Raw genomic sequence first — 25,857 nt, 5'->3', positions numbered from 1 at the left:
GCATATCAAATAAACCCTGACGGGCTTCAATTTTTTTACTATGCTACCTGATGAGTAGAAGTGGTATACTCATATACAACACCCAAAATATCAAAGACTGTCTTTTTCTCATATCGATGAGATTTTCGTCCGTTGTGCTGTAGGAGGTTAAACAGACGAAGGAGAACCTTTGATAATTCTTGGGTGTTTTTGTGTAATGCTTGGTAAAAAAGTAAAAAATAATCCTTAATTATGTACATCGCTTTATATTCACTTAGCTCTTTCTGTTTCTTACGTAACAGGAGTTCTCGCATTTTAAACATAGTAGAAGAACATAATAGAATACTAATGAGTTGCCCATACAGGTGACATTCTAAGCGTTCTTGTTTAATAGATTTACAACGATGAATTTGAAACCAAGATTTCCATATTTTAAATAACAGTTCAATTTGCCAACGCAGTGAATATAGATCATAAATTTTCTCTTTTGGTACCCATTCCGTAGGAATGTTTGTCATATATACCGTAATGCCTTGTAAAAGTTTTGTACGCTCTGTATATGTAATTCCTTTTTTCTTTTCGCGAATAGCTCGATCACGTAGGCGTTTCTGTTTTTGCTCCTCGGTACATCTATAAACTACAATGCGAGTAGGCAGTTTGTCTTTACTCCCCACATATACATCATGTAATTCATACACTTGGCCAGGTTGTAATTGTTTCATGATGTCTTCCAAATGAATTTGTATATATACCGGTCTCAATTGAGCGGGTTTTGTTTTAAATACGACTGTTTCGAATTCTTTTCTATATATTTTAGTTGGTAACTTAAGACGTGATAAATAATATCCTTGCTTATCTTGAATAGACTTAAAATCTTGTAGACGAAAATATCCTAAGTCACGAATATATAGTTCATTCTTTTGTGCCATGCCTGTTCGAGTCGCACTATATGCCTGATCACTTCGTTTTCCTGGTTCAATTTCCACATCAGAAAATTTTCCACTCAACAAGTCATACTCTAGTTGAATTTTCACACCAGCTGTATGACTACATCCTCCGGCACCAGGATAAGTAGTTGCGAATCGATTTGGAACTTGGAAGGTTGTAGAATCAAGGACGAGAATCCGTTCAAAATAAGAAGAAAGAGAATGAGAAATCTTAGATACTCCTCCAATTTTAGCTTGTAGAAGTGTAGTAAATACAGTGCGAAAGAAGGCTACTGAAGCCGAATTAAATCGTCGATTCAGTCCCTCCGGACTTAATAAAATTCCTGTTGAAGTTTCTAATTGACTACAAAGTTGAGTAAGAGAGGTAGTAGCGATTTGTTGATTTAACCATACACACAAAGATAAGAAATGGTGCCCGTGGCACTTGCGTTTTCGTTTCATCCCGCCTGCTTCTATAGCTAATTGATTAAGTGTAGCGGGAGACATATATCGATATAACTCTTCGGCAAATAAAGACAGCTCTTGTTTTTGATGCATATTCATAAAAAGCACGTCACCCTTTCTCATTAACATAAGAGAATAGTAACGTGCTTTTATGTTTAAGAATAGTCTAAATCCTTAAGTTGATGGATGTGGGGTACCGCCACATCGCTATCAAGTTAAGATTTTGCACTACCTATAAAGCGAAAAAGACGTTATCGTTTCTGTAGAATTATAGGGAAGGAGGGTGTTTTTTATGAACCTTTCAGTTTTTGACGAACTTCAACCGGTTGCTGAAGAATTGCAACGACATATGTCGCCTCATGCACTAGAACACCTAGCCAAAGAAAAAGGATTCGTTCAGCGAAAGAGTAAATATCAAGCACAGGAGTTAGTTGCTTTATGTGTATGGCTTAGTCAACAGGTTGCAAGTACATCACTCACACAATTATGTAGCTGTCTTGAAGCATCTACAGGTGTTCTTATCAGTCCTGAAGGACTTAACCAACGATTTAATGCTTCCGCAATACAGTTTCTTGAACAAGTGCTAGCTAACCTTCTAACTCAAAGAGTTCATTCAATAAAAGAAATAATTCATCAATATACCACGACCTTTAAGCACATTCAGATTCTAGATTCTACGACATTCCAGCTTCCAGATAAGTTTTCTCCACATTATCAAGGTTCAGGTGGAAGTAGCCATACGGCAGGAGTTAAAATTCAATTGGAGTATGACTTGTTGAGTGGAAAGTTTCTGCACGTTTATATAGGAGAAGGAAGAGAAAATGATAAAACCTTTGGTTCAACAAGCCTACAAACCGTTCAATCAAAAGGCTTGTACATAAGAGATTTAGGCTATTTCGACTTACATGACTTACAGAAGATCCATGATAAAGAAGCTTACTATATCTCACGTTTGAAATTAAATTCTCGAATCTATCGTAAGAATGATAAGCCAGAATATTTTCGAAATGGGATTGTGAAGAAAGGAACACTCTATATTCAGTTAGATATGGAAGAACTCATGAATCAATTGCTCCCTGGTCAAACAGTGGAGATTTCAGAGGCATACATTGGACAGTATCAAAAATTACCAGCTCGTGTTATTATTCATCGATTAACAAAAGAGCAAACAGAGAAGAGATTGAAGGAACAAGCTAAAAAAGAAAAAAAGAAAGGTATTACCTACAAAGAACGAAGTAAACGATTGAGTGGAATCAACGTGTATATTACGAATCTTTCTGCAGAAAATGTTCCAACGGAACATATCCATGACTTGTATTCATTACGATGGCAAATTGAAATTTTGTTCAAAACATGGAAATCTTTCTTTCAAATTGACAAGTGTAAGGAAATCAAGAAGGAACGTTTAGAATGCCATTTATATGGGCAACTCATTAGTATTTTACTCTGTTCATCGACGATGTTCAAAATGCGTCAGTTACTCTTGGATAAGAAAAAGAAGGAGCTAAGTGAATACAAATCCATCTATATGATAAAGAATTATTATCTATTGTTTTATGAAGGATTAAAGAAAGGCATCCATGAATTATTAAAAGTTTTACTGCGTTTGTTTTGTCTTTTAGAGAAAAACGGGAGAAAATCTCATCGGTACAGGAAGAAAACAGTTTTTGATATCTTAGGTGTCGTATACGACTTTACTATGTCTCACAATCATGTAGCATAATCAAAAAAATGAAACCCGATAGGGTTTATTTCGTATGCAAATTTTTAAAGAACTTACACTGGACCTTTAGAAAAAAGAAAAAATCTCACGTAAAATTAAACTTATATAATCTTAGCTTGATGGGCATGTGGCGCTCCCCCTAGTAGTTAAAATTTCATTGTGTTTGCAGCTAGTTTTAAAAAGTACCCACTTGGTTGTTGTCTGTATGTGAAAAAGTATCCATTTTCTTGTCCCGATATGCGGACAAGAAAATGGATACTAAATAAACTTTCCCCGTAGATAATTCAATATATTACACTATAAAATAAGTTCCTACTTTCATGTCTTTTTACACTTTTCGTGAAAAGACAACGTTATTTCACTCACGCTATCTTTGGGGTCTGTGTAGCAATGGAACCAAATCACGCAATAAACATTAGCGGACATGAAGGGGTACGGCAACGATTCAAAGAATGACCCGCCAATTAGTACAGAGTACAGAAACATCTAAAATAAAAATAACAAGCAATAATAGTGATGTTACGATTTTTGATGCTTAAGATATGGATTCATACAAATCTATTAGTATTTTGGTTGTGAGCATTTTAGAGAGTAATTAAGCAGAATGAACTAATTTGACTCAATGACTTGTTTTTTATTCAAATCAAGAGCTAATTAAATGAAAAAACAAACAAAACTGAAAATGGCATAAAAAGAAGGTTTTGTTATAATAGCAGATGGTATATATCTGGAGGTGAAAAAATTGGGTGCTTATTTATTCCCGATTAAGACAGCGATAATTACATTTCCAATCGCTGGTTTTATTTTATTAATTCCTTTTTTAATTTGGCAGTATCGGAAGCATGGGTATATTAATTATTTACGTATGTTTGTTTTGTACTCTTTATTATTATTTTCAATGACGGCTTATTATTTAATTATTTTACCGTTCCCAGCAACGTTTGATACGTGTAGTATGCAACGTCCAGGAACACAGCATTATCAAATAACACCTTTTACTTCAATTATGGACATCTTTAGAGAAACAAAGGTGAATTTTGCGAACCTGATGTCATACATTGGTATTTTGAAAGAGCGTGCATTTTTACAAGTGGCATTTAACTTTCTTTTATTGTTACCATTAGGCGTTTATTTACGATATTATTTCCGTCGTAACTTGTTACAAACAGTTATTATTACATTTTTTGTTTCCTTATTTTTCGAAATTACACAATTAACTGGATTTTATGGATTCTATAATTGTCCATATCGTTTGTTCGATGTTGACGATTTATTCTTAAACACGCTTGGTGGATTTGCTGGATATATGATTGCACCAATATTTACTTATTTCCTACCAGATGTACATGCGATGGATGAAAAAGTTGATTTTGAAAATAAACCAGTTCGTATGACACGACGTTTCGTTGCTCTTTGGATGGATTGGTTTGTTATTGGTATTGTGACTTCTTTAATATTTAATGTTAAAGTTTCCATAGCATTTATATTTAACCCTTCCGAGAAATTGGACGAGCTTTTATTTGTATTCGTTTGGATATTCGTTTATTTTATTCTTTTTCCTTATTTTACGAATGGGAAAACAATTGGAAAATGGATTCTTCATATTAGGGTAAGAGGGCAAGGCGAAAGACTTACTTTCGTTGAATTATGTAAACGCTACGGTCTGTTATACTATGGAATTGGTGGTATCAATTATATATTAATTGCTGCTAGGGTATTGAACGAGAAATTAGAGATCATTTTCCTTTTACTATTCTTTATTTTCAATGGCTTAATCTTATTGCATTTTGCACTGCACATTTTCAAGAGAGATAAACGTTTATTCTACGAGAAAATGAGTAGAACATATAATGTGATAACCTTTAAAAAGAATAAATAAAAAAGGCTAGGATTTCTCCTAGCGCTCAACGTATGGAAAGTTAAAAATTTGCATCTTGATTATATAACTTTTGCGAAACAAATGATGCGAATGACAGTAATCTTAACAAGTGTTTTACGTTGTATCCATCAGATGTTTGGATTAGCAAAAGAAGAAGGGTTCCTATCGGAACCCTTCTTCAGAGTGTTGAGAAACCCTTTAGGGTTTCCAACACTCTGGCATCTTTTAAATTTTATTTAACGAAAACAATAATAAAATGATAGAAACTAAAAAATAGCCCTTCACCTAACCAAAAAGGGTCAGGTGAAGGGCTATTTTTTTCATATTTTGACAGGTTGCTGTGAGGTATGCTTGCATTTGGACATACTTCAGCCCACGAAATCGAGCGTATCGATAGCTATGTAGTTCTTTGGCGTCCGCAAAGCTTCGCTCTATAGTCGAACAGCGTACTCTAAGAGCTTTTTTAACATCTCATTCTCCGCTTCTAATCGTTTAATCTTAGCCTCTGAATCTTCGGTGGCCTACCTAAACCTGGCCCTTTTGCTTTCCCGCGTTTTTCCTCTAGTCCCTTGATACCTTCAGTTTCAAAGTGTTTCACCCAACGACTTGCAACTGAGTGATGAATGCCCAATTCTTTCGCAATAGTTTTATAGCTCATGCCTTCTTTTAAGTATAAATCTACTGCTTTTTTCTTAAATTCTACATCGTAAGTGACTCTAATTTTACCAATAGAAAAATCTCCTCCACAGTAAACAGGTTAATGTGCTTTCTTTTTCTTGTCTACTATAAGGGGATCATATCATATAATGAAGCCTTGTCTTTTTTTATAATTAATAAAAATAAATTATTTCAATAAGAATTAGAATGAAAAGTTGGATGCACAGAAATACCACGGTCTTTCAGAATTTCAGAGACATCATGATAACTTAAAGAAAAACGACAGTAGTAACCGACGTCTACCAAAATAATATCTTTCTTGAACTGTTCTCCTTTAAAATATTGACTTGTGATTCTACTCACTTCTTTTTTCTAGTTTGTAAATAGGTTTAAGAAACTTTGTAACAGAATCAAAATGAGTGTATGTTTTTTAGATAAACTTAAATACCCAGCCATTTAATAGGAGAGTTTTATGTTTATATCATACATTCAATAGGTTTTTTATAGCTTACAAAATTGTAAGATTAGACTACATTTGTTGTAAGAGTATATTTTTTTATAGTTGTTATAATAGTCGTATAGCACCAGCACCGAAAGAACATACAAAGAAGGAGAGAATAAAATATGAAGAAAAGATTTTGTATATTAATAATGGCCATGGTATTTAGTATTGGATTAGTTGGTTGTGAACAATGGGATCGTTATAGTCCTTTTGCAAGTAAAACAGATGTTTATGGAATGGTAACAACGGAACCTGAATTAGACTCTAAAGCAAAAGAGAACGATGTTGTAGCTTATGACTATAATTTAAATGGTTATGATAAAGATTTAAACAAGGTTGAATTAGGGTTTGGTTCACCTGTGAAACACCCAATTGGCACTTATATTAAAGCAGTGAAAAAGGGAAGCGATACAAGAATGCATGATGTAAAAGTTGTCAAGAAAGAAGATGTTCCGAAAAATATAGTAAATAAATTAAATGAAAGTCAAAAATAGCTTTTATCAAGAAGACACAGCAATTTTGCTGTGTCTTTTTATGCAAAGTGATTTAGATTAGATGGAACGATATACTACTATTTGTGCAAAAACTTGTGCAGCCTAAAATAATAAAGAATTTTTAATTCCCAATGTAGACTACAGAATTTGCTCAAACTTAAATTTAAAATCATTACTGGTAAATATTTATGTATTACAAAAATGTAAGAGAACTGTAATGTTAGTTGATTGCAGATTCTGTTGAAAAGATGCAAAATGGGTTAAACAAGCTAAACTTTGGAGGATAAAATAATGAGCAAATCAGTTGTAGACGTAAAGAACGTCCAAAAAGTGTATGGCAAAAAAGGTGAAAGTCAATCTCATGCATTAAAAGGTGTTTCATTTTCCATTCGTGAAGGTGAATTTGTTGGAATTATGGGACCATCAGGTTCAGGCAAAACAACGTTATTAAATGTCATTTCAACATTAGATAACTTAACGGGTGGTAGTGTTGAAATTGCAGGTACAGATATTACAAAAATGAAGCAAGGAGAACTTTCTGATTTCCGTTCGCAAAAATTAGGATTCATCTTCCAAGACTTCAACTTATTAGAAAACTTAACGGTTTATGAAAATATTGCTCTACCACTTTCGCTTCAAGGTGTTTCATCGCGTAAAATTGGACCAAAAGTAGAAAAGGTAGCAGAAATGTTAGGAATTTCAGCAATCCTACAAAAATATCCATCTGAAATATCTGGTGGACAAAAACAACGTTCTGCTGCAGCGCGTGCACTTGTTCATGAGCCAGCAATTATTTTAGGTGACGAACCAACAGGATCACTAGATTCTAAAAATGCAACCAGTCTTTTAGATGCAATGACAAACTTAAATGAAGAACAAGATGTTTCTATTATGATGGTGACACATGATCCATTTAGTGCAAGCTACTGCCAACGTATTTTATTCATTAAAGACGGAGAGCTATATAAGGAACTTCATCGTACGACTAATCGTGAACTATTCTATAAAGAAATTTTAAATGTACTGGCAGACTTAGGGACACAAAAAGCTTAACAACGGAGGTAAACACATGTTATTCAAACTATCTATGTCAGGTCTAAGAAGTAAGCTGAAAGATTATATTGTCTTACTTGTTGGCCTTATTATGTCGATTTCTATTTTTTATATGTTCGAAACTTTAGCACTAAATGAAGCATTTCTTAAATCGAATTCTCCAATTGGAGCTATCGGATTCATCTTTCATGCAGGTACAGCCTTATTAACGATTCTCACTTTCTTCTATATTTTGTATGCAAATTCTTTCTTACTATCGCTCCGCCAAAAAGAATTCGGTATGTATATGATGTTAGGAGCAAAAAAACATAAAGTGACAACTCTTATGTTTATGGAAACCATTGTATTAGGGCTCGTGTCTCTTATAATCGGGATTACGATTGGTATAGGACTATCTAAAGGGGTGGGGCAGTTATTAATGAAACAGCTTGATTTTACTGCCAGTGGTTATCAAGCACTTTATGCTCCATCAGTAAAAATTACTTGTCTTTTCTTTTTTGTATTATTTGTTCTTTCAGCGATTATGAATAGTATTAAATTATCACGTATTTCGGTCCTGCAACTTGTACATGGAGGTTCTAAAACAGAACGCGTGTCTATAGGAGGAGCGAAAACGGCAGTTATTGCAGTTTTATCCATTATTTTGTTAGCAATTGGTTATGCTTCAATGATTTATATGGATAAACTAAAGCAAAATGGAATTATCATAGCACTAATCACAGTCACATCCGGAACGTACATGTTATTTGGAACATTCCTACCACTCATTATTAGAAGATTAAAGAGTAATAAAAAATGTAGTGAAAAAAGACTGAATGCCTTTACTTTCGCACAGTTAAGCTTCCGTATTAATAGTTTAACGAAAGTACTTGCGACAGTAGCAATGTTAGTAGCGCTTGGAGCGGGTGCGATTTCAGCTGGTATGGCATTTAAGAATGACGTTACGTTTAAAACAGATGGTTTTAACGCTTATGATGTAGTTATTCATAATCCAAACGCTGAAGAAAAGAAAATTTTAGGTGGTATTACATTTAAAGAGAAAAATGAATATCGTTACAAAACAGATGATAAATTTGTTTACTATTTAAAAGAAGACTTAGAGAGGAATCGTCCGCTAGTACGAGACGGGCAAGGACTAGAAAATGCAGGTAAATTCAAACGTATTTCCGAAGAACTTCCAATAGGAGCTGTTTCAGGAACCAATGTAGAACAAGGGCCTGATGTAAAAGAGATGCCACAAATGTGGAATGAGGGATTTCGTACAATAGAGCCTGGTTATATTCACCCAAATCATACCATTAAAATTGTCAATCAAAAGATGTATGATAACCTAAAAGGTATAGAGGGAATCGTGTTACTTGGAAAATCAAATGATTTTATAACATATAAAAAAGAATGGAAAAAAATTGATGAGTTGCAGTTAGTCAAATATAAAAATGTGAAAGAGAACTCTCTAGAGAGTAAGTACAATTATTATACCCTAATTGACGGTATGTTCACCGGAATTGTATTTATGGGTTTCTTCTTAGGCATAGCGTTCTTAGCAATGATGGCAAGTTGTTTAATGTTTAAAGTTTTATCTGGGGCATCAAACGATATTACGCGTTACCAAATGCTTCGAAAAATTGGTGTTCGCCAAGAGTTATTAACGAAATCAATTTATAAAGAATTATTCTTAGTATTCTTATTCCCTGCAATCGTTGGTATCACTCATGTATTAGTTGGTATGAACATCTTCTCATACTTTTTAGTTAATCCGTATTTCCGTATTTGGTTACCCATTATTATTTTCATAGTCATTTACGCGATATACTACTTCATTACTGTTCAATTATATAAAGGTATTGTTCTTCCAAAAAAAGATTAAGGTTTGAAATTGAATCTGTCCAAAAGGCTATTTAAATGATGCGCCTTTTGGACAGATTTTTGTCATTATAGATAATAATCAATTATAAAATTAAGCATGGTTAGAAGAATGGAGAAAACTAAAATAAAACTTACCACATTTAAATGACGCTTACGATTTATTACAACGAGTGCAATATATTCCCGAATCATTGCATTTGGCCAATAATAGAAGGCTGTTTTCGATCCAATTCCTTGACTACTTAGTCCGGCTTGTTTTGCGTATAATCCAGCACGGAATAGATGGAAATTATTTGTTGTAAATATGCTATTATATTTGCTTTTTAGCGTATCCATAATTTGTTTTGAGAACAGCATGTTTTCATACGTATTAACAGAACGGTTTTCCTGAATGGTATGTTCAATTGGAATTCCTTTTTCAATGGCATATTTTTGCATTGCTTCTGCTTCCGGAAGGTTTTCATCGGGGCCTTGTCCACCAGAGAAAATGATTGTTGGTGGCGAACCGACAGACATCTGTTTCCAATAAAAATCAATTGCTTTATTTATTCTGCTTGCTAAAAGTGGTGGTACTTTATCATTAATTAATCCGCTACCTAGGACGATAATAAAGTCTTGGTTGTATTTTGGTTTGTTAAATTGATACAAAAAGTAAGATGTTAAAAAAGTTAATACGTGGATAAAGAAATATAAGCATATTAAATAAATACCACCAAAAATCGGGCCGAAGTTCGAAGGGATAAATCGTTCTGGATCAACTATTGAAAGGACTAGGTATAATAAAATAAAACTACCCAAAATTAAAGTTAAAGAATTGGAAAAGCGCCTGCCTTCTTTTTTTCTTAAAACTCTTGCATTGAGAAAAAGTCCTATCATTAAAAAGAATGCACCAAAGGTTATCATTAGCCCAATGATTACAAGTGGTACAAGTGCGATAATTCTCCAAATTATATGTTCGAAAGAGAAACCTATGTACACAGTAAGAATAAGAAATGAGCAAAAAAACAGATTGAAGAGAAAACCAATAAGTAAACTTCTGGGATCTCTTAAATAAAAGAATAGAAAAATAGCGAATAAAGCAAGAGTAATAATTAATAAAAATAACATTTTTTGTATACACCTCAATATATAGAAAAATAGAAAATAGATGACTTTTTGTAAATAAATACAGATTTTATTGTACATTAATGGATGCTATAAGGCAAAAGACCTCTAGTCTTATGCTGGAGACCTTTTACAGACGGAGCCTATATGTGTTAGGGACAAATACAGGTAGAATTTTGATGTAAATATATAATACTTCACGAAGGGGGATCCGATTTGATCAATCATTTTTCAAAATGGATTCTGTTGAAAAATTTTAAAAATGAGGCTAAACTCTAAAAAAGTGTAAGGGAATCGTATATGCGATATGGTTCTGATGCAAAGATTTCTAAACTGAGATGGCCTATAAGGGGTAGCACCCCACATCCATCAACTTAAGGTATATGTTTATACAAAGGCGGATCTTTCCATGTAGTTTTTCATTATTTTTTATAGATAACCTAAAAGTAGTCATATCAAATAAACCCTGACGGGTTACAATTTTTTCACTATAATTATGCTACCTGATGAATGGAGGTGGTATACTCATAAACAACACCCAAAATATCAAAGACCGTTTTTTTCTCATATCTGTGGGATTTTCGTCCGTTTCGCTGTAGGAGGTTAAACAGACGAAGGAGAATCTTTGATAATTCTGGGGTGTTTTTTTGTAATGCTTGATGAAACAGTAAGAAATAATCTTTAATCATGTACATCGCTTTATATTCACTTAGCTCTTTCTGTTTCTTACGTAACAGAAGCTCTCACATTTTAAACATAGTAGAAGAACATAATAGGATACTAATGAGTTGTCCATAAAGGTGACATTCTAGCCGCTCTTGTTTTATAGTTTTACAACGATGAATTTGAAACCAAGATTTCCATATTTTAAATAACAGCTCAATTTGCCAACGCAGTGAATATAAATCATAGATTTTCTCTTTTGGTACCCATTCCGAAGGAATGTTTGTCATATATACCGTAATTCCTTGTAAAAGCTTCGTACGATCTGTATATGTAATCCCCTTTTTCTTTTCACGAATAGCTCGATCACGTAGGCGTTTCTGTTTTTGCTCCTCCGTACATCTATAAACCACAATCCGAGTAGGAAGCTTGTCTTTACTCCCTACATATACATCATCTAACTCATACACTTGGCCAGGTTGTAGTTGTTTCATAATGTCTTCCAAATGAATTTGTATATATACCGGTTTCAATTGAGAGGATTTTGTTTTAAATACTACTGTTTCGAACTCTTTTCTATATATTTTAGTTGGTAACTTAAGACGGGATAAATAATACCCCTGCTTGTCTTGAATAGACTTAAAGTCTTGTAGACGAAAATATCCTAAGTCACGGATATACAGCTCATTCTTTTGTATCATGTCTGTTCGAGTCGCACCATACGCCTGATCACTTCGTTTTCCCGGTTCAATTTTCACATCATAAAACTCCCCACTCAATAGGTCATACTCTAGTTGAATTTTCACACCAGCTGTATGACTACATCCTCCCGCACCAGGATAAGTAGCTGCGAATCGATCTGGAACTTGAAAGGTTGTAGAATCGAGGATGCGGATGCGCTCAAAGTAGGAAGAAAGAGAATGAGAAATCTTAGATACACCTCCAATTTTAGCTTGTAGAAGTGTAGCAAATACAGTACGAAAGAAGGCTACAGAAGCCGAGTTAAATCGCCGATTAAGTCCTTCCGGACTTAATAAAACGCCTGTTGAAGTTTCTAGTTGACTACATAGTTGAGTAAGAGAGGTAGTAGCGACTTGTTGATTTAACCATACACACAAAGATAAGAAATGGTACCCGTGGCACTTACGTTTTCGTTTCATCCCGCCTGCTTCTATAGCTAGTTGATTAAGTGTAGCGGGAGACATATATCGATATAACTCTTCGGCAAATAAAGACAACTCTTGTTTTTGATGTATATTCATAAAAAACACGTCACCCTTTCTCATTAATATAAGAGAATAGTAACGTGCTTTTAACTTCAAGAATAGTCCGAATCCTTAAGTTGATGGATGTGGGGTAGCGCCACATCGCTATCAAGCTAAGCCCTTACAACGTCAAGTATAGTAGAACTTGTTTCTTTTTTCTAAAAGCTAGGTGTAGAGAATTTAAAGAGTTGCATGCGAAATAAACCCTATCGGGTTTCATTTTTTGAATTAGGCCGCTTGATCATCAGACATGGTACAATTGTAAACGACACCTAATATATCAAAGACGGTTTTTTTCTCATATCTATGGGATTTTCGCCCGTTCTGCTGTAGGAGGTTGAACAGGCGAATGAGAATCTTTGATAGTTCTTGGGTGTCTTTCTGTGTAGCTTGATAAATAAGAAGAAAATAATCTTTAATCATATATATGGCTTTATATTCACTCAGTTCTCGTTTCTTTTTCATAAGAAGTAAGTGTCGCATTTGAAACATAGTAGACGAACAGAGTAGAATGGCAATCAGTTGCCCATACAAATGACATTCCAATCTTTCTCGTTTTATCTTTTTACAATGCTGAATATGAAAGAATGATTTCCATGTTTTAAATAAAATCTCGATTTGCCAACGTAAAGAGTACCAATCATGTACTTGTCCCATCGGGACAATATCTGTAGAGGTATTGGTCATGTATACATTGATACCGCTAAGTCTTTTACTACGAGCAGAGTACTTCATTCCTTTCTTTTTTTCTCTTACAGTTTGATCTTGTAATCGTTTTTGTTGTTGTTCTTTTGTTAGCCGATGAACGATCACACGAGTTGGGATTTTATCAGTCATTCCTACATAAGCATCGGATATTTCATAGGTTTTTCCTGGTTGGAGAGAGTTCATTAATACCTCCATATCTATCTGTATATACTCTGTACCTTTCTTGATGCTTCCATCCTGAAAATAATCAGGTGTGAGATTTTTTTGATAAATACGTGTATTGGATTTAATACGAGAGATATAGTAAGCCTTTTTATCTTGTATATGTTGAAGATCTTTTAAATGAAAATACCCTAAATCACGGATACATAAATCATTTGGTGCTACAGTTGGAACACACAGAGAACCGTAGGTTCGATCATGTTGTTTCCCTGGACCTGTATGGATATGCAGGAATTGTCCGCTTAATAGGTCATATTCAAGTTGAATTTTCATCCCAGCAGTATGGCTACATCCTCCAGCCCCAGGATAAATGGTTGAAAATATATCTGGAAGCTGAAATGCAGTGGAATCTAAAATGCGAATACGCTTGAAAACAGAGGTGTATGGAGAAGAAAGTGGCATAGATGAAGTTAATTTTTTATTTAGAAGGTTAGTCAATATATGTTGTAAAAACTGAACGGCTGATGTATTAAACCGTTGATTCAGTCCTTCTGGACTGATAAGTACTTCTGTGGATGCTTCTAAACAGCTAGATAACTGAGCTAAAGAGGTTGTAGCGATATTTTGACTCATCCATATACATAAAGCGACTAAATCTTTTGCTTGGTATTTACTAGTTCGTTGTACAAAACCAACATCTCTAGCAAGATCCCGTAAGGTATTTGGAGATAAAAAACTTTGAATCTCTTGAGCAAATAGTTGTAATTCATCAGACACAGAAACAGACATAAAAAACGCCATCCTTTCCTATAATTCTACAGAAAGGATAACGCCTTTTTTGCTTTATGGATAGTGCAAAACCTTAGTTTTATATCGATGTAACGGTACCAAATAGCCGTTTAATAATTATTTATATCACCTTTATATATCTATATAATCAAACGTTATTAATTATTTTTAATTGCTCTAAAAGATAATCACAGACATTCACAAAAATACATTGTTTTTTTAAACTTAATAATAAGTATTTCAATTCAAATTCTTGATAAAAAATCTTAGTGATATATAGTTTAAACTCATCTAAATTAGGCTTTTCTGGGCTGTATAGCATATCTAAAGGAAGTTTAAATTTAGAAAATAAATGATCGTTTTGGGCAAAAATCGAAACTTCTTCTCTAGTTAATCGATCATGAAATGCAATTAAAATTTTTCTTAAGGCATTTACTTGTTCTTCTTCAAATTCATGATCTATAACAAATCTATAAAATGGGAATTCATCTGACTGAATCATACTTTGCATAAGTCTAAATTGATATCTTAATAAAGTCACTTCTTTGATTAAATCCATATTTCCCCTCCTTTATTTCCCTAAATTAACCAGTTTATCATAACAATTTATAACTCGAAATACAAATACTTATGATATATCACCCATACAATTTTTATTAACATAACCTATCATTATCAATAGTTAACGATGCATAAAATTTTCGTTATGGGGGTAATTAAAACTATTAGCTTGATGGGGATGTGGCGGTACCCCTATGACGGTGACAGTATCAAGTCATTATGCGAAACAGATGGAAATGGAAACGTCCTTCGTCACTATGTATACTCAATAGACGGTGTACGTCTCGCAATGAAATCACAAGGAACAGACGTTATTCTATCACTATAGCCCACGTGGTGATGTAGTAGCGATAACAGATGTATACGGACAAGTAGTCGCAAACTATGAACACGATGCATGGGGCAATGTTTTAAAGATTGACACAAAAGGTATTGCAGCAGAAGTGAGGGAATTTACAGGAAAAATCTAAATAGTCTGCGGATGGGATTAATTATTTAATCAAATCTATTCAACAAGATACTCATGATACAGTTCGTGTCATGCAAAAAGAAGAACAAAAAGCAGCAGAAGGATAAGAGGAGGCCCACAAAGCGGATCAAACATTCTCATCTATTATGAGAGATATTGATAAAATTATAAGTCAAATTCAAGAAGTCTCTGCAGCAACAGAAAAGATGTCTGGCGGCACAGAAGAAGCAAATGCGTCTTTTTCACTAATAACTGATACTGCAAACACGAGTAGAAAGAGAAACATCTCAAACAGTACAATCAATTCAATCACAAGCAGTTTCAATTCAAGAAATTTCAAATCAATTCAACAAGATGAAAGAAAAGGTGAATGCATTAACAAAATTGCTTTGAAAATTTATTATTGAAGAGAAAACAAACGAGAATTAAAATATATCATAATAAAAGTTGTGAAATAAATTTCTGTTTTGTTTATTTTTTCTGAATAATACATATTGACAAAACGACAGCGTCAATATAGAATTGGTTTTGTTCACCGGTGAACATTTTGTAAGATTTTTGTTTAGTATCATTTTTATTAATTATTTTTAACATCAAGATATTCTATCTTTTTTGCATATAGTTTGAAATATTATTGGTTATTTAAAATCAATAAAACGGTTTATATTGATAAAATTATTTAAAGGGATGATTTTATGACAAATGCTATAGCGGTAAGAAATGTACGAAAGTTTAGTTCTCACCCCTTATCTACTAATTGTGCTGAAATATTAAAACGTAGTAAGCATGCAATAATAGGTATTAGTCCGTTTAATAGTAGATTTTCTGATGAATATATTAATAAACTCATTGAATGGGCATTACATACTTTTGATGATGTTAGTGTTTTATTAGCTGGAAAAGAAGCTGCAAATTTACTTGAGGCTCTAGGAACACCAAAAGGTAAAGCGGAAAGAAAAGTTAGAAAAGAAGTATCTCGAAATAGAAGATCAGCTGAAAAGGCACTAAAAGAGCATGGTGGCAATGTAAATGCTATCCATACTTTTTCTGATTTTAATGACAACAATGCATATAACTGTATGAGAGCAGAAGCGGAAAACATTTTTTTAAACGAAATTCATTTTCGAAATGCTTGCTTAGAAATGTCACATGCAGCCATTTTAGGTAGGGCAAGAGGTACCAATATAGATGTTGATCACATTTCAAATGACATGCTAAATATTGCAGTAGAATATGTAATTGCAGAGCTTCCATTTTTCATTGGAGGAGCTGAAATTTTAGGAACTCAAGAAACTGTACTTATTTATCATAAACCATGGGAACTTGGTGAACAGATAGTTAGAAATGATTTTTCTATCAAGATGAAACCAAATCAAGGATATTTAATGGTACAAGAAATGGAAGATTTATCTTAGCAAATGGGAAGTAACCAATACAAGGGGGAAGTAATATGTCAAATACTATGCAAACTGTAAATATATTAACAGAGGAATTTCAAGAAGATCCATATAAGTATTTTTCATACCTACGTCAGAATGACCCAGTACATTATGAACCTGAGATTGATAGTTATTTTATTAGCAGATATCAAGATGTCCGTAATATATTGAATGATACTGAAACATTTACAACAAAATCATTAGCTGAACGTGCTGAGCCAGTAATGCGTGGACCAGTATTAGCACAAATGCGTGGAAAAGAGCATGTTGCGAAAAGAAAAATTGTTTTAAGGAGCTTTATGGGAGATGCTTTACAAAAATTAATGCCTTTAATTAAAAAGAATGCAGAAGATTTACTATCTCCACACCTTCCAAATGGAAAGATAGATTTAATTAATGATTTTGGTAGAACATTTGCTGTTTATGTAACAATGGATATGATTGGATTAGATAAGAAAGATCATAAGAAGATAGGAGAATGGCATAGTGGTGTGGCTGAGTTTATTACCAGTATAAATCAACCACCAGAGGCCAAAAAACATTCTCTTTGGTGCAGTGAACAGTTGGCTAATTATTTAGAACCAATTATTAAAGAGCGACGATTAAACCCACAGGAAGATTTAATTTCTAAATTATGCAGTGCTAAATATGAAGGAATAGCTATGACTGATACTGATATTCTAGCATTGATATTAAATATATTATTAGCTGCAACAGAACCTGGTGATAAAACTCTTGCTTTATTAATCTATAATTTAATTAACCAACCGAAACAATTGCAAGATGTATTAAATGATCGCTCATTAGTACCATTAGCTATTGCAGAAACTTTACGTTATAACCCACCAGTGCAATTGATTCCTCGTCAATTGTCAAAAGATACAGAAATAAATGGTATTCAATTATCCAAAGGAACTACGGTATTTTGTATGATTGGTGCAGCGAACCGTGACCCCAACGCATTTGAAAGACCTGATGAATTCAACATTTATCGTCCTGACCTTGATATTAAAAAGGCATTTAGTGGTGCTGCAAGACATCTTGCATTCGGATCAGGTATTCATAATTGCGTAGGAGCAGCGTTTGCAAAATCAGAAATTGAAATAGTTGTAAATGTAGTCTTAGATAATATGAAAAACATTAAATTAGAAGAAGATTTTCATTATGTTGAAAAAGGACTTTATACACGTGGACCTATTTCTATGCCTATTTTTTTTGATAAGTTAGTTTAAAAAAAGATTGCTATTTTAATTACTAATATAATTCAATTTTACTAAGGGGCTAAAACCCCTTAGTCTTTTTTTATTTTTATCAAAAGGTCAACATTTATACCTTCTAAGCTAATATAATAAAAAGTTAAATACATTGTTTCCATGCTTCTAAAAATTTAGTTACAACTTGTAACTCGGAATTATCAAATTGTTGGAATAACTCACTGTAACGCTTATGTGCAATTTTGTGCAACTTTTTATGAACAATGGCTAATTGTATTCCCTTATCAGTTAAAGTATAAAAGATTTCCTTCTTATTATCTGTATTTTGATGCGTCAATAAAATTTTATTATCAATAAGAACGCGAATAGCTTTAGAGATGGTTGCTTTAGAAATATTAAGTTCCATAGATAATAGAGTGTTATTCATTTGTTGTTTACTCTCATGAATCACCGAAACAATATGTAGTTGCGTTAGAGTCCAACTTTTATTTATATTTTCATATTCACTAGCTAATTCTTTGATCATCTCTTGAGATGCATATTTTTTCTTTTCTCTTGTTATGACAAAGTCTTCAATAGCTTTTAAGGTTTGTTTATGGACCAAATTTGTCATAATAATTTCCCCTATCTAAAATTATTATTTACCAGTTAACAATATAAAGTTTACCAGTAAACAATAATTAGGTCAACAATTTAAAAAAGGACTTTTATGCATTGGAACTAATTCTTTAATATAATAGGGCTTTATTAGGGTGAACTACCCGCCACTTAACGTCCTAACGGACTGTTTGAAGTGGGGGCTTCTCGGTTAGTCGTTACTTTTGGTAGCTAACGAATTCGTCCTAAGACAGCCGAGCTAACTCCCTTGTTCCAAGGGTTATTTTATTGCTATCTATGCTAACGCCAATAGGCGTATTGCTTCATTTTTGATATTGATAGCTGCGTTATAATCTCTATCGAGATTTACACCGCATATACAAGAATAGACTCGCTCAGACAATGACATATTTTTCACATTTCCACAACTGCTACATGTTTTTGTGGAAGGAAACCATTTGTCTATTTTCACAAGCTGTTTGCCTTGTTCATTTAGTTTATAAGCTAAGAAAGAAGTGAACATACCCCAAGCATTATCAGCGACGCTTTTTCCAAAATGAAGTGCTTGCGATATTCCCTTCATATTTAGATCTTCAATAGCTACAACATCAAAATGAGTAGCCAACTCTTTAGACTTATGATGAAGGAAGTTCTTACGTTGGTTTGCTACTTTTTCATGCAGCTTAGCTACACGGATACGTTGTTTATTCCAACGCCCTGAACCTTTTGTACGTCTTGATAATACTCGTTGAGACTTTGCTAATCGGTCTAACATTTCACGATAGAACTTAGGATAATTGGCTCTCTCATCCTCAGAACTGACGTATAATTGATCCATCGCAAAGTCTAATCCAACAACTGTTTCTACTTCTTTTTGTACGATCTCTTTTTCGTATTCAGTCAAAATGGACACATAGTATTTACCAGTAGGTGTCATAGAAATCGTACATGACTTGATTATATGGTCTTGTGGTATTTCTCTATGCTGTTTGATACGTACCATTTTCAGTTTTGGCAATTTGATATGACCGTTAAGCAACATAATATTTCCGTTCACTACATTCGTTGTATAAGACTTTCTGTCTTTTTTGCTTTTGAATGTTGGGAAGTCATTTTGACCACGAAAGAAATTTTTATAGGCAGTTTGCAAGTTTAGTTGAGCATTTGCCAAAGCTAATGAATCAACTTCTTTTAACCACTCAAATTCTGCTTTGTATTTTGCGGGAGTGGGAAGCTTTTGTTTCTTTAGTTGATCCTTATCATCTTTATGTTTTTCATACGCTTCTTTCCGTTCAGCTAACATTCTGTTATACACGAAACGTACACAACCGAAGGTTTTACGCATAAGATGTGCTTGATCTTCTGTTGGATACAAACGGAATTTATATGCTTTATTCTGCTTTGTCATATCATCTCACCTCACTTTTCACTTTGATTTTCAATATATGTTTTTACTACGTCTATTGGCGAACCACCAGTAGTTAGCAAGCAAAAACTTCTTGACCAAAACATCTCTTTCCAAAGTTTCTTTTTCACTTGTGGAAAGTCTCTTTTAATAAGTCGAGAACTTGCACTTTTATAAGCATTGATGAATTTTGTCATTTCTGTATTAGGGTGTGCCTTGAACAAAATATGAACATGGTCTACATCATGATTCCATTCAACTAATGTGATGTTATAGTTTTCAGATAGTCGAACAAACATATCTTTTGCATAGTCTGACATATCATCATCAAACACATTTCTTCTGTATTTCACGACCAACACAAGGTGATAATACAACAAGAATACTGAATGGTTATTATTATCTAATTTCATTTATATACCAGCCTTTATATTTTATAAGACTGATTATATCAGAGGCAAAATAAAAAGGAAAACCTTTTAGCTACGCCAAACCGAAATTCATCTCCCACCTATCGTTGGGCTACGCCCTTCACACGCTTGAGGAAGGAGAATTCTTTCGGGAAATTCGTTAAATTATGAAAAATAGATATATTAGGGGTACCGCCAGCATTTCGGAAAAAAACCACGCTAAGCAAATTCATATAAGAAAAGAGCCGCATTTTATCCCGTTAAGAGTAAATCGGCTCTTTGATATGTAAAGGGTTCATTATACCAAAAAGAATTGTGGTCATTAAACATTAGGGGTATGTGTAGCAATGGAACAAAATCAAGCAAGAAGTATTAACGGACATTCATTTTAGAGGTATTTCGTATATTAGTGGACATAAAATAGTTATTTTTAATGACTTGATGTCCGCTAATGATACTTATCGGACATTACCAGTAATATTTTCGTTCTTATAAAACTGAACTTTTTTGTTTCATAAAAATGTACTTTTTATATCTAAAATTAAACCATTTTCATATAAAAAATACATTTTTATCATGTCTAATATCCGCTAATGCTTGTTGCATTATCCTGTTCCATTTCTACACAAAGACCCATATTAATGATAATTCATAAAGTATATATAAATAAAATAAATATTAATTGTAAACCTTTTTAACATGTATTTCATAAATATATTAAGTATCAATCTCTTAAATCAATTGCAAATAATTTAAAAAGTTGGTGAAAAAATGAATAAATTCCATAAATGTAATCATATTCCTTTTCCGTGTGCATTTCCTATTCCTGAACAAGGCCCTACAGGTTCTACGGGCCCACAAGGACCAACAGGGTCTTCTGGGACAGGGGGAAGAGGACCAACAGGTCCTCAAGGGGTTCAAGGAATCCAAGGAGAACCAGGACCGGACGGACCAACAGGTCCTCAAGGAGTTCAAGGAATTCAAGGGGAACCAGGACCAGACGGACCAACAGGTCCTCAAGGAGTTCAAGGAATTCAAGGGGAACCAGGACCAGACGGACCAACAGGTCCTCAAGGGGTTCAAGGAATCCAAGGGGAACCAGGACCAGACGGACCAACAGGTCCTCAAGGGGTTCAAGGAATCCAAGGGGAACCAGGACCCCAAGGGGATATAGGTCCAACAGGCCCAACAGGAATAGGTATAATAGGGCCAACAGGTATTACAGGAAGTACTGGGCCAACAGGACCTTCAGGTGGACCACCTGGGCCAACAGGACCAACAGGACCTTCAGGTGGACCACCTGGGCCAACAGGATCTACAGGAGTTACTGGTCCGACAGGACCTTCAGGTGGACCACCTGGGCCAACGGGACCCACTGGAGCTACGGGACTACAAGGGATTCCAGGAGTTACTGGTCCGATTGGTCCAACAGGTCCTCAAGGGGTTCAAGGAATTCAAGGGGAACTAGGACCAGACGGACCAACAGGTCCTCAAGGGGTTCAAGGAATTCAAGGGGAACCAGGACCAGACGGACCAACAGGTCCTCAAGGGGTTCAAGGAATTCAAGGGGAACCAGGACCAGATGGACCAACAGGTCCTCAAGGGGTTCAAGGAATTCAAGGGGAACCAGGACCAGACGGACCAACAGGTCCTCAAGGAGTTCAAGGAATTCAAGGAGAACCAGGGCCAACAGGACCGAATATTCCCCCTACATTTCTTAATGTAGGTAAATTATTTACGGAAACTGTTGAATCTTTAAATTCAATAACCAATTATCAAACACCTGTATTAATAACTCAATCTACTTTATCATTTGATTCCTCAACTGGTATTGCAACAATTTTCAATTCAGGTATTTATAGTATAGAATGTTATATTTCTACTAGCTTAGAAAATACAACTACTCCAATAGTATTTGCAATTGCTATTAATGGAGTAACTAATATGAACCAAAGTACAGGAATTCATGTTCCTGGTAGTCAAATTTCTTTAGGAATTGTTCGCAATTTAGCTGCAAATACTACTATACAATTACTAAATATTAGTAATGGACCAGTTATACTTTCTCCTGACATAATGGTAACTGGTTTAAGAAGACCAATTCTTATATTTAATATAATTAGACTTGCTTAAAAAATGTTTGTAACTATGCATAGAATTACCATTTTTACTGTTTAATTCATTCAAAAAACTTTTAAAAGGAAACTTAAAAATCTTATCGTTTAAAAATGATAAAAAGCATAAATTATTAATTTATTTATTTTAAACACAATATTAAAATAAAACATTTTACATTAATAAGGTTTACTTTATTTGTACTTTAAATGATTTTACTCCAAATAGGGGTACCGTCAGGAAAATGCGGATTTACAACGCTAAGCCCATTTTCAAGCCGATTCCCCCATTTTTAACAACGTTAAGAAAGTTTCAATGGTCTTAAAGAATCTAACGAGACCATTTTTTCTGAATTAAAATGGTATTCTCCAAGTAAATTAATATGTTCCCAACCTAGAGGTGACATATGGTGCAATAATTCTTCATTAAAACTATCTGACCATTTTTGATATTCAACTGCTTTTGTTAGATGTAAGGTATTCCAAATACTGATGGCATTGATAATTATGTTTAAAGCACTGGCTCTTTGTAATTGATGCTGTATGGTTCGTTCCCTAAGTTCTCCTTGTTTTCCAAAGAAAATAGCTCTTGCCAGTCCATTCATGGCTTCTCCTTTATTTAATCCTCTCTGTATTTTTCTTCTTAGAGATTCATCCGAAATATATTTAAGAATAAAGATCGTTTTTTCTATTCGCCCCATTTCACGTAAGGCTGTAGCTAAGCTGTTTTGTCTTGAATAAGAACCTAATTTCCCCATAATAAGGGATGCTGAGACTGTTCCTTCTCTTATTGAATGGGCTAATCGCAAAACATCTTCATAATTTTCTTCAATAACCTTTGTATTTATTTGTCCACGTAAAATAGCTTCTAGTTTTGGATACTCACTTGCTTTGTCTATTGTAAATAATTTTGAGTCCGATAGATCTCTTATCCTTGGAGCAAATTTAAATCCTAATAAATGGGTTAATCCGAAAATTTGGTCTGTGTAACCAGCTGTGTCTGTATAATGCTCCTCGACGTTTAGATCCGTCTCATGGTGTAATAAACCATCCAAAACATGAATTGCATCCCTTGAATTAGTATGAATAATTTTTGTGTAGTAAGAAGAGAATTGATCACTCGTAAATCGATAGATGGTGGCTCCTTTTCCAGTTCCGTAATGTGGGTTTGTATCTGCATGTAGTGATGAAACACCTAGCTGCATTCTCATTCCGTCTGACGAAGAAGTTGTACCGTCTCCCCAATAGGAAGACAATTGTAATTTGTGATGAAAATTTACTAATACGGCTTGGGCTTTATTCATTGCGTCTTCATACATGCGCCATTGAGACACATTGGCTAGTTGCTTATATGTAAGTCCTGGTGTGGCTTCAGCCATCTTACTCAATCCAATATTCATTCCCATTCCTAAAAGGGCAGCCATGATAATAATTGTTTCTTCTTTACCTGGTTTTCGATTATTGGAAGCATGGGTGAATTGCTCATGAAATCCTGTTATATATGCAACATCCATAAGTAAATCGGTTAATTTTATTCTTGGTAGCATTTGATAAAGACTTGCACTAAATTTCTTTGCTTCTTCTGGAGCATCCTTTTCTAAGCGTGAAATTGACAGTTTTCCTTTTTCAAGAGAAACCCCATCTAATTTATTGAAATTGGCAGACAACCACTTTAGTCTTTCGTTAAGGCTGCTGGTTCTCTCTGTCAAATAGTCTTCGTATGATAAACTAACTGATAACCTCGTATTTTCTTTCGTTTGATTCCATGTATCTTCTGAAAACAAATATTCCTCAAAATCTCTATATTGTCTACTGCCCACAATGGATACATCACCAGCACGAACATGTTCTCTTAGTTCTGTTAAAACAGCCATTTCATAATAATGACGATTAATTGTACCGTCATCCCCATATAAGTGTTTTTTCCAACGCTTCGAGATAAAGTCCACAGGTGATTCATCAGGCACTTTTCGCTTCCCAGATTCATTCATTCTTCGGATAATCTCCACAGCTTGTAAAAGTGGTTCATTTGCCTTTGTGGAATCAAATTCCAATACCCTTAAGAGCGTTGGCGTATATTTTCTAAGCGTATAAAATCGTTTTTGTAGTAAGTCTAAATAATCATAGTCGGCAGGACGTGCAAGCTCCTGAGCTTCTACCACCGAAGAGACGAAAGAATTCCATTCAATAACGGATTCTAAAACCTCAAAAACGTCTAATTTTTCCTCCTTTGCTTTGATTAAAGCTTGTCCGATGTTCGTAAAGTGTATAACTTTCTCATTTAGCTTTTTACCGTTTTGTTTCTGAATCTCCTCTTGAGCCTTGCGGCCTTTTGATAACAGACTGAGTATTTGTCTATCATGAATTTCAAAAGCTTTATCCGTTAACTCCTGAGTAAGATGTAATAAATAGACGGTTAATATCGAATAACGTTTATTTTCTTGAAAGTCACGGAATGCATAAGGCTCATATCTTGAACCTAAGCGAGATAGCTGTAACAAGCGATTGCGATGCAAATGACTAATTTGTACCGTTTCTAATTCCATTCCCCGTATATATTCAAGGCGTTCTATTAATTTTAGAAATGTTTCGGGTGAAGGATGACCCGGTGGTTCCTTTAACCACCCCAATATAGTTTTATTGGATTCCGATGGATGCTGCGAAGTAATGATCTCTTTAAGCTTTTCTTTTTGCGTATTTGACAGAGATTGACTAACCGTATTAAATAGCTTCTTTTCAGCCATTGCTCTTGCCTCCCATACCATCCTTTCAAGTGTAGTGATAGCAGGCAGTATGATTTTGTTTTTTCTTAGAAAATCTATGCATTCATGTAGTAGATGAATGGCATCACCATTTTCCAAAGCTAATTGATGAAGGTGCTTAAATGTCCTTCGATATTCTTTTAGAGTAAAAGTTACAAAGTCGTATTCATTTCGAATTTCTTTCAAATGATCCCAAAGTGTATTTTCTCTTTGAGGATACAGACTAAGCGAAGATGGAGTAGAACCGACTTGTTTCGATATATAATGTATGACTGAATCTGGGATACTTTTGATATGAGTATATGGCCAACCGGGATACCGAAGAATGGCTAATTGAACGGCGAACCCTAAACGGTTTTCTTCTCTCCTTCGCTTATTTATAATTTCTAAATCTCGTTTGGAAAAAGTGTAGTAAGTTCCTAGCACCCACTCATCTTCAGAAATTTGCATAAAGGCTTGTCGCTGTTCCGGTGTAAGCAATTCTCTACCTCTCGCCATTTTCATATAGTATCATCTCATTTCTGTGATTATTCAGTTAATTAGTTCAATTATATATCAATAGAGTGTACCCTATTGAGAAGAAATCATTTCCTTGATATTATTAGTCTCATAGACTCTCAATAACACTTATCAAAAATATGTACAAAAAGA

16 protein-coding genes and 6 pseudogenes are annotated in these 25,857 nt (G+C 34.2%); 10 read left to right on the top strand and 12 right to left on the bottom strand.

Annotated features, from left to right (window positions below; genetic code table 11):
- Positions 1-38: 38 nt before the first annotated feature.
- Positions 39-1,469, bottom strand: a complete 1,431-nt coding sequence (locus NST86_RS31125) for an IS4 family transposase (protein WP_086423324.1) — start codon at positions 1,467-1,469, stop codon at positions 39-41.
- A gap of 193 nt (positions 1,470-1,662) precedes the next feature.
- Between NST86_RS31125 and NST86_RS31120 the strand changes: the two genes are divergently transcribed.
- Both NST86_RS31120 and NST86_RS31115 read left to right on the top strand, forming a co-directional pair.
- Positions 1,663-3,093: an IS4 family transposase gene (locus NST86_RS31120; protein ID WP_061663169.1), complete on the top strand. Its 1,431-nt coding sequence runs from the start codon at positions 1,663-1,665 to the stop codon at positions 3,091-3,093.
- Between the two features lie 742 nt (positions 3,094-3,835).
- Positions 3,836-4,972 (top strand): VanZ family protein, encoded by a 1,137-nt coding sequence (locus NST86_RS31115; protein ID WP_061663170.1) that lies wholly within the window; start codon positions 3,836-3,838, stop codon positions 4,970-4,972.
- 285 nt (positions 4,973-5,257) lie between these two features.
- Here NST86_RS31115 and NST86_RS31110 read toward each other — a convergent pair.
- The 3 pseudogenes from NST86_RS31110 to NST86_RS31100 all read right to left on the bottom strand — a co-directional run.
- Positions 5,258-5,437 (bottom strand): annotated as a pseudogene (locus NST86_RS31110) (transposase); the annotation flags it as partial.
- Positions 5,404-5,702: pseudogene (locus tag NST86_RS35000) on the bottom strand (transposase). The pseudogenes NST86_RS31110 and NST86_RS35000, both read right to left, overlap by 34 nt.
- 140 nt (positions 5,703-5,842) lie before the next feature.
- Positions 5,843-5,983, bottom strand: a pseudogene (locus NST86_RS31100) (IS6 family transposase); the annotation flags it as partial.
- A 270-nt stretch (positions 5,984-6,253) separates the two neighbouring features.
- Here NST86_RS31100 and NST86_RS31095 point away from each other — a divergent pair.
- The 3 genes from NST86_RS31095 (at position 6,254) to NST86_RS31085 (ending at position 9,545) form a co-directional block, all read left to right on the top strand.
- Positions 6,254-6,625 (top strand): YxeA family protein, encoded by a 372-nt coding sequence (locus tag NST86_RS31095; protein ID WP_061663171.1) that lies wholly within the window; start codon positions 6,254-6,256, stop codon positions 6,623-6,625.
- A 291-nt stretch (positions 6,626-6,916) separates the two neighbouring features.
- On the top strand, positions 6,917-7,678 hold the full coding sequence (locus tag NST86_RS31090; protein WP_061663172.1) for an ABC transporter ATP-binding protein: 762 nt from the start codon (positions 6,917-6,919) through the stop codon (positions 7,676-7,678).
- A 16-nt stretch (positions 7,679-7,694) separates the two neighbouring features.
- Positions 7,695-9,545, top strand: a complete 1,851-nt coding sequence (locus tag NST86_RS31085) for an FtsX-like permease family protein (protein ID WP_086423325.1) — start codon at positions 7,695-7,697, stop codon at positions 9,543-9,545.
- 65 nt (positions 9,546-9,610) lie between these two features.
- Here NST86_RS31085 and NST86_RS31080 read toward each other — a convergent pair whose 3' ends face one another.
- The 4 genes and pseudogenes from NST86_RS31080 to NST86_RS31065 form a co-directional block, all read right to left on the bottom strand.
- The gene (locus NST86_RS31080) at positions 9,611-10,651 is read right to left on the bottom strand and encodes a YdcF family protein (RefSeq protein WP_061663174.1); all 1,041 of its coding nucleotides are present in this window, start codon (positions 10,649-10,651) and stop codon (positions 9,611-9,613) included.
- 491 nt (positions 10,652-11,142) lie between these two features.
- A pseudogene (locus NST86_RS31075) lies at positions 11,143-12,573 on the bottom strand (IS4 family transposase).
- A 231-nt stretch (positions 12,574-12,804) separates the two neighbouring features.
- Complete coding sequence (locus NST86_RS31070) at positions 12,805-14,235, bottom strand: IS4 family transposase (protein WP_086423312.1); 1,431 nt, start codon at positions 14,233-14,235, stop codon at positions 12,805-12,807.
- A 148-nt stretch (positions 14,236-14,383) separates the two neighbouring features.
- The gene (locus NST86_RS31065) at positions 14,384-14,794 is read right to left on the bottom strand and encodes a DUF1878 family protein (RefSeq protein WP_086423311.1); all 411 of its coding nucleotides are present in this window, start codon (positions 14,792-14,794) and stop codon (positions 14,384-14,386) included.
- A gap of 186 nt (positions 14,795-14,980) precedes the next feature.
- Between NST86_RS31065 and NST86_RS34995 the strand changes: the two are divergent.
- From NST86_RS34995 to NST86_RS31050, 4 genes and pseudogenes are all read left to right on the top strand, one after another.
- Positions 14,981-15,239: pseudogene (locus tag NST86_RS34995) on the top strand (RHS repeat-associated core domain-containing protein); the annotation flags it as partial.
- A pseudogene (locus NST86_RS31060) lies at positions 15,228-15,658 on the top strand (methyl-accepting chemotaxis protein); the annotation flags it as partial. The pseudogenes NST86_RS34995 and NST86_RS31060, both read left to right, overlap by 12 nt.
- 302 nt (positions 15,659-15,960) lie before the next feature.
- The gene (locus NST86_RS31055; protein ID WP_086423313.1) at positions 15,961-16,680 is read left to right on the top strand and encodes a tRNA-dependent cyclodipeptide synthase; all 720 of its coding nucleotides are present in this window, start codon (positions 15,961-15,963) and stop codon (positions 16,678-16,680) included.
- A gap of 35 nt (positions 16,681-16,715) precedes the next feature.
- Positions 16,716-17,936, top strand: coding sequence for a cytochrome P450, cyclodipeptide synthase-associated (locus NST86_RS31050; protein WP_086423314.1), 1,221 nt, complete (start codon positions 16,716-16,718; stop codon positions 17,934-17,936).
- A gap of 124 nt (positions 17,937-18,060) precedes the next feature.
- Here the strand turns inward: NST86_RS31050 and NST86_RS31045 are convergent, their stop codons facing one another.
- From NST86_RS31045 to tnpA, 3 genes are all read right to left on the bottom strand, one after another.
- On the bottom strand, positions 18,061-18,531 hold the full coding sequence (locus NST86_RS31045; RefSeq protein WP_086423315.1) for a MarR family transcriptional regulator: 471 nt from the start codon (positions 18,529-18,531) through the stop codon (positions 18,061-18,063).
- 279 nt (positions 18,532-18,810) lie between these two features.
- Positions 18,811-19,923, bottom strand: coding sequence for a transposase (locus NST86_RS31040; RefSeq protein ID WP_262751864.1), 1,113 nt, complete (start codon positions 19,921-19,923; stop codon positions 18,811-18,813).
- An 11-nt stretch (positions 19,924-19,934) separates the two neighbouring features.
- Positions 19,935-20,333, bottom strand: a complete 399-nt coding sequence (gene tnpA / locus NST86_RS31035) for an IS200/IS605 family transposase (protein WP_098562791.1) — start codon at positions 20,331-20,333, stop codon at positions 19,935-19,937.
- A 768-nt stretch (positions 20,334-21,101) separates the two neighbouring features.
- Between tnpA and NST86_RS31030 the strand changes: the two genes are divergently transcribed.
- Entirely contained in the window at positions 21,102-22,463 is a 1,362-nt protein-coding gene (locus tag NST86_RS31030; protein ID WP_340935208.1) for a collagen-like protein, read from the top strand.
- A gap of 283 nt (positions 22,464-22,746) precedes the next feature.
- Here NST86_RS31030 and NST86_RS31025 read toward each other — a convergent pair whose 3' ends face one another.
- Entirely contained in the window at positions 22,747-25,710 is a 2,964-nt protein-coding gene (locus tag NST86_RS31025) for a Tn3 family transposase (protein WP_340935206.1), read from the bottom strand.
- Positions 25,711-25,857 lie beyond the last annotated feature (147 nt).

Source organism: Bacillus sp. FSL L8-0199 (genome assembly GCF_038005705.1).
Taxonomy (GTDB): domain Bacteria; phylum Bacillota; class Bacilli; order Bacillales; family Bacillaceae_G; genus Bacillus_A; species Bacillus_A cereus.
The sequence above is the reverse complement of the archived record's forward strand: the minus strand, read 5'-3'. Positions and strand labels throughout refer to the sequence as shown.

What these genes read in the sequence shown, in the direction of transcription:
- NST86_RS31040 (WP_262751864.1), bottom strand. Translation starts at nt 19,923, where the DNA reads ATGACAAAGCAGAATAAAGCATATAAATTCCGTTTGTATCCAACAGAA.
- NST86_RS31080 (WP_061663174.1), bottom strand. Translation starts at nt 10,651, where the DNA reads ATGTTATTTTTATTAATTATTACTCTTGCTTTATTCGCTATTTTTCTA.
- NST86_RS31050 (WP_086423314.1), top strand. Translation starts at nt 16,716, where the DNA reads ATGTCAAATACTATGCAAACTGTAAATATATTAACAGAGGAATTTCAA.
- NST86_RS31070 (WP_086423312.1), bottom strand. Translation starts at nt 14,235, where the DNA reads ATGTCTGTTTCTGTGTCTGATGAATTACAACTATTTGCTCAAGAGATT.
- NST86_RS31120 (WP_061663169.1), top strand. Translation starts at nt 1,663, where the DNA reads ATGAACCTTTCAGTTTTTGACGAACTTCAACCGGTTGCTGAAGAATTG.
- NST86_RS31085 (WP_086423325.1), top strand. Translation starts at nt 7,695, where the DNA reads ATGTTATTCAAACTATCTATGTCAGGTCTAAGAAGTAAGCTGAAAGAT.
- NST86_RS31030 (WP_340935208.1), top strand. Translation starts at nt 21,102, where the DNA reads ATGAATAAATTCCATAAATGTAATCATATTCCTTTTCCGTGTGCATTT.
- NST86_RS31095 (WP_061663171.1), top strand. Translation starts at nt 6,254, where the DNA reads ATGAAGAAAAGATTTTGTATATTAATAATGGCCATGGTATTTAGTATT.
- NST86_RS31090 (WP_061663172.1), top strand. Translation starts at nt 6,917, where the DNA reads ATGAGCAAATCAGTTGTAGACGTAAAGAACGTCCAAAAAGTGTATGGC.
- tnpA (WP_098562791.1), bottom strand. Translation starts at nt 20,333, where the DNA reads ATGAAATTAGATAATAATAACCATTCAGTATTCTTGTTGTATTATCAC.
- NST86_RS31025 (WP_340935206.1), bottom strand. Translation starts at nt 25,710, where the DNA reads ATGAAAATGGCGAGAGGTAGAGAATTGCTTACACCGGAACAGCGACAA.
- NST86_RS31065 (WP_086423311.1), bottom strand. Translation starts at nt 14,794, where the DNA reads ATGGATTTAATCAAAGAAGTGACTTTATTAAGATATCAATTTAGACTT.
- NST86_RS31055 (WP_086423313.1), top strand. Translation starts at nt 15,961, where the DNA reads ATGACAAATGCTATAGCGGTAAGAAATGTACGAAAGTTTAGTTCTCAC.
- NST86_RS31045 (WP_086423315.1), bottom strand. Translation starts at nt 18,531, where the DNA reads ATGACAAATTTGGTCCATAAACAAACCTTAAAAGCTATTGAAGACTTT.
- NST86_RS31125 (WP_086423324.1), bottom strand. Translation starts at nt 1,469, where the DNA reads ATGAATATGCATCAAAAACAAGAGCTGTCTTTATTTGCCGAAGAGTTA.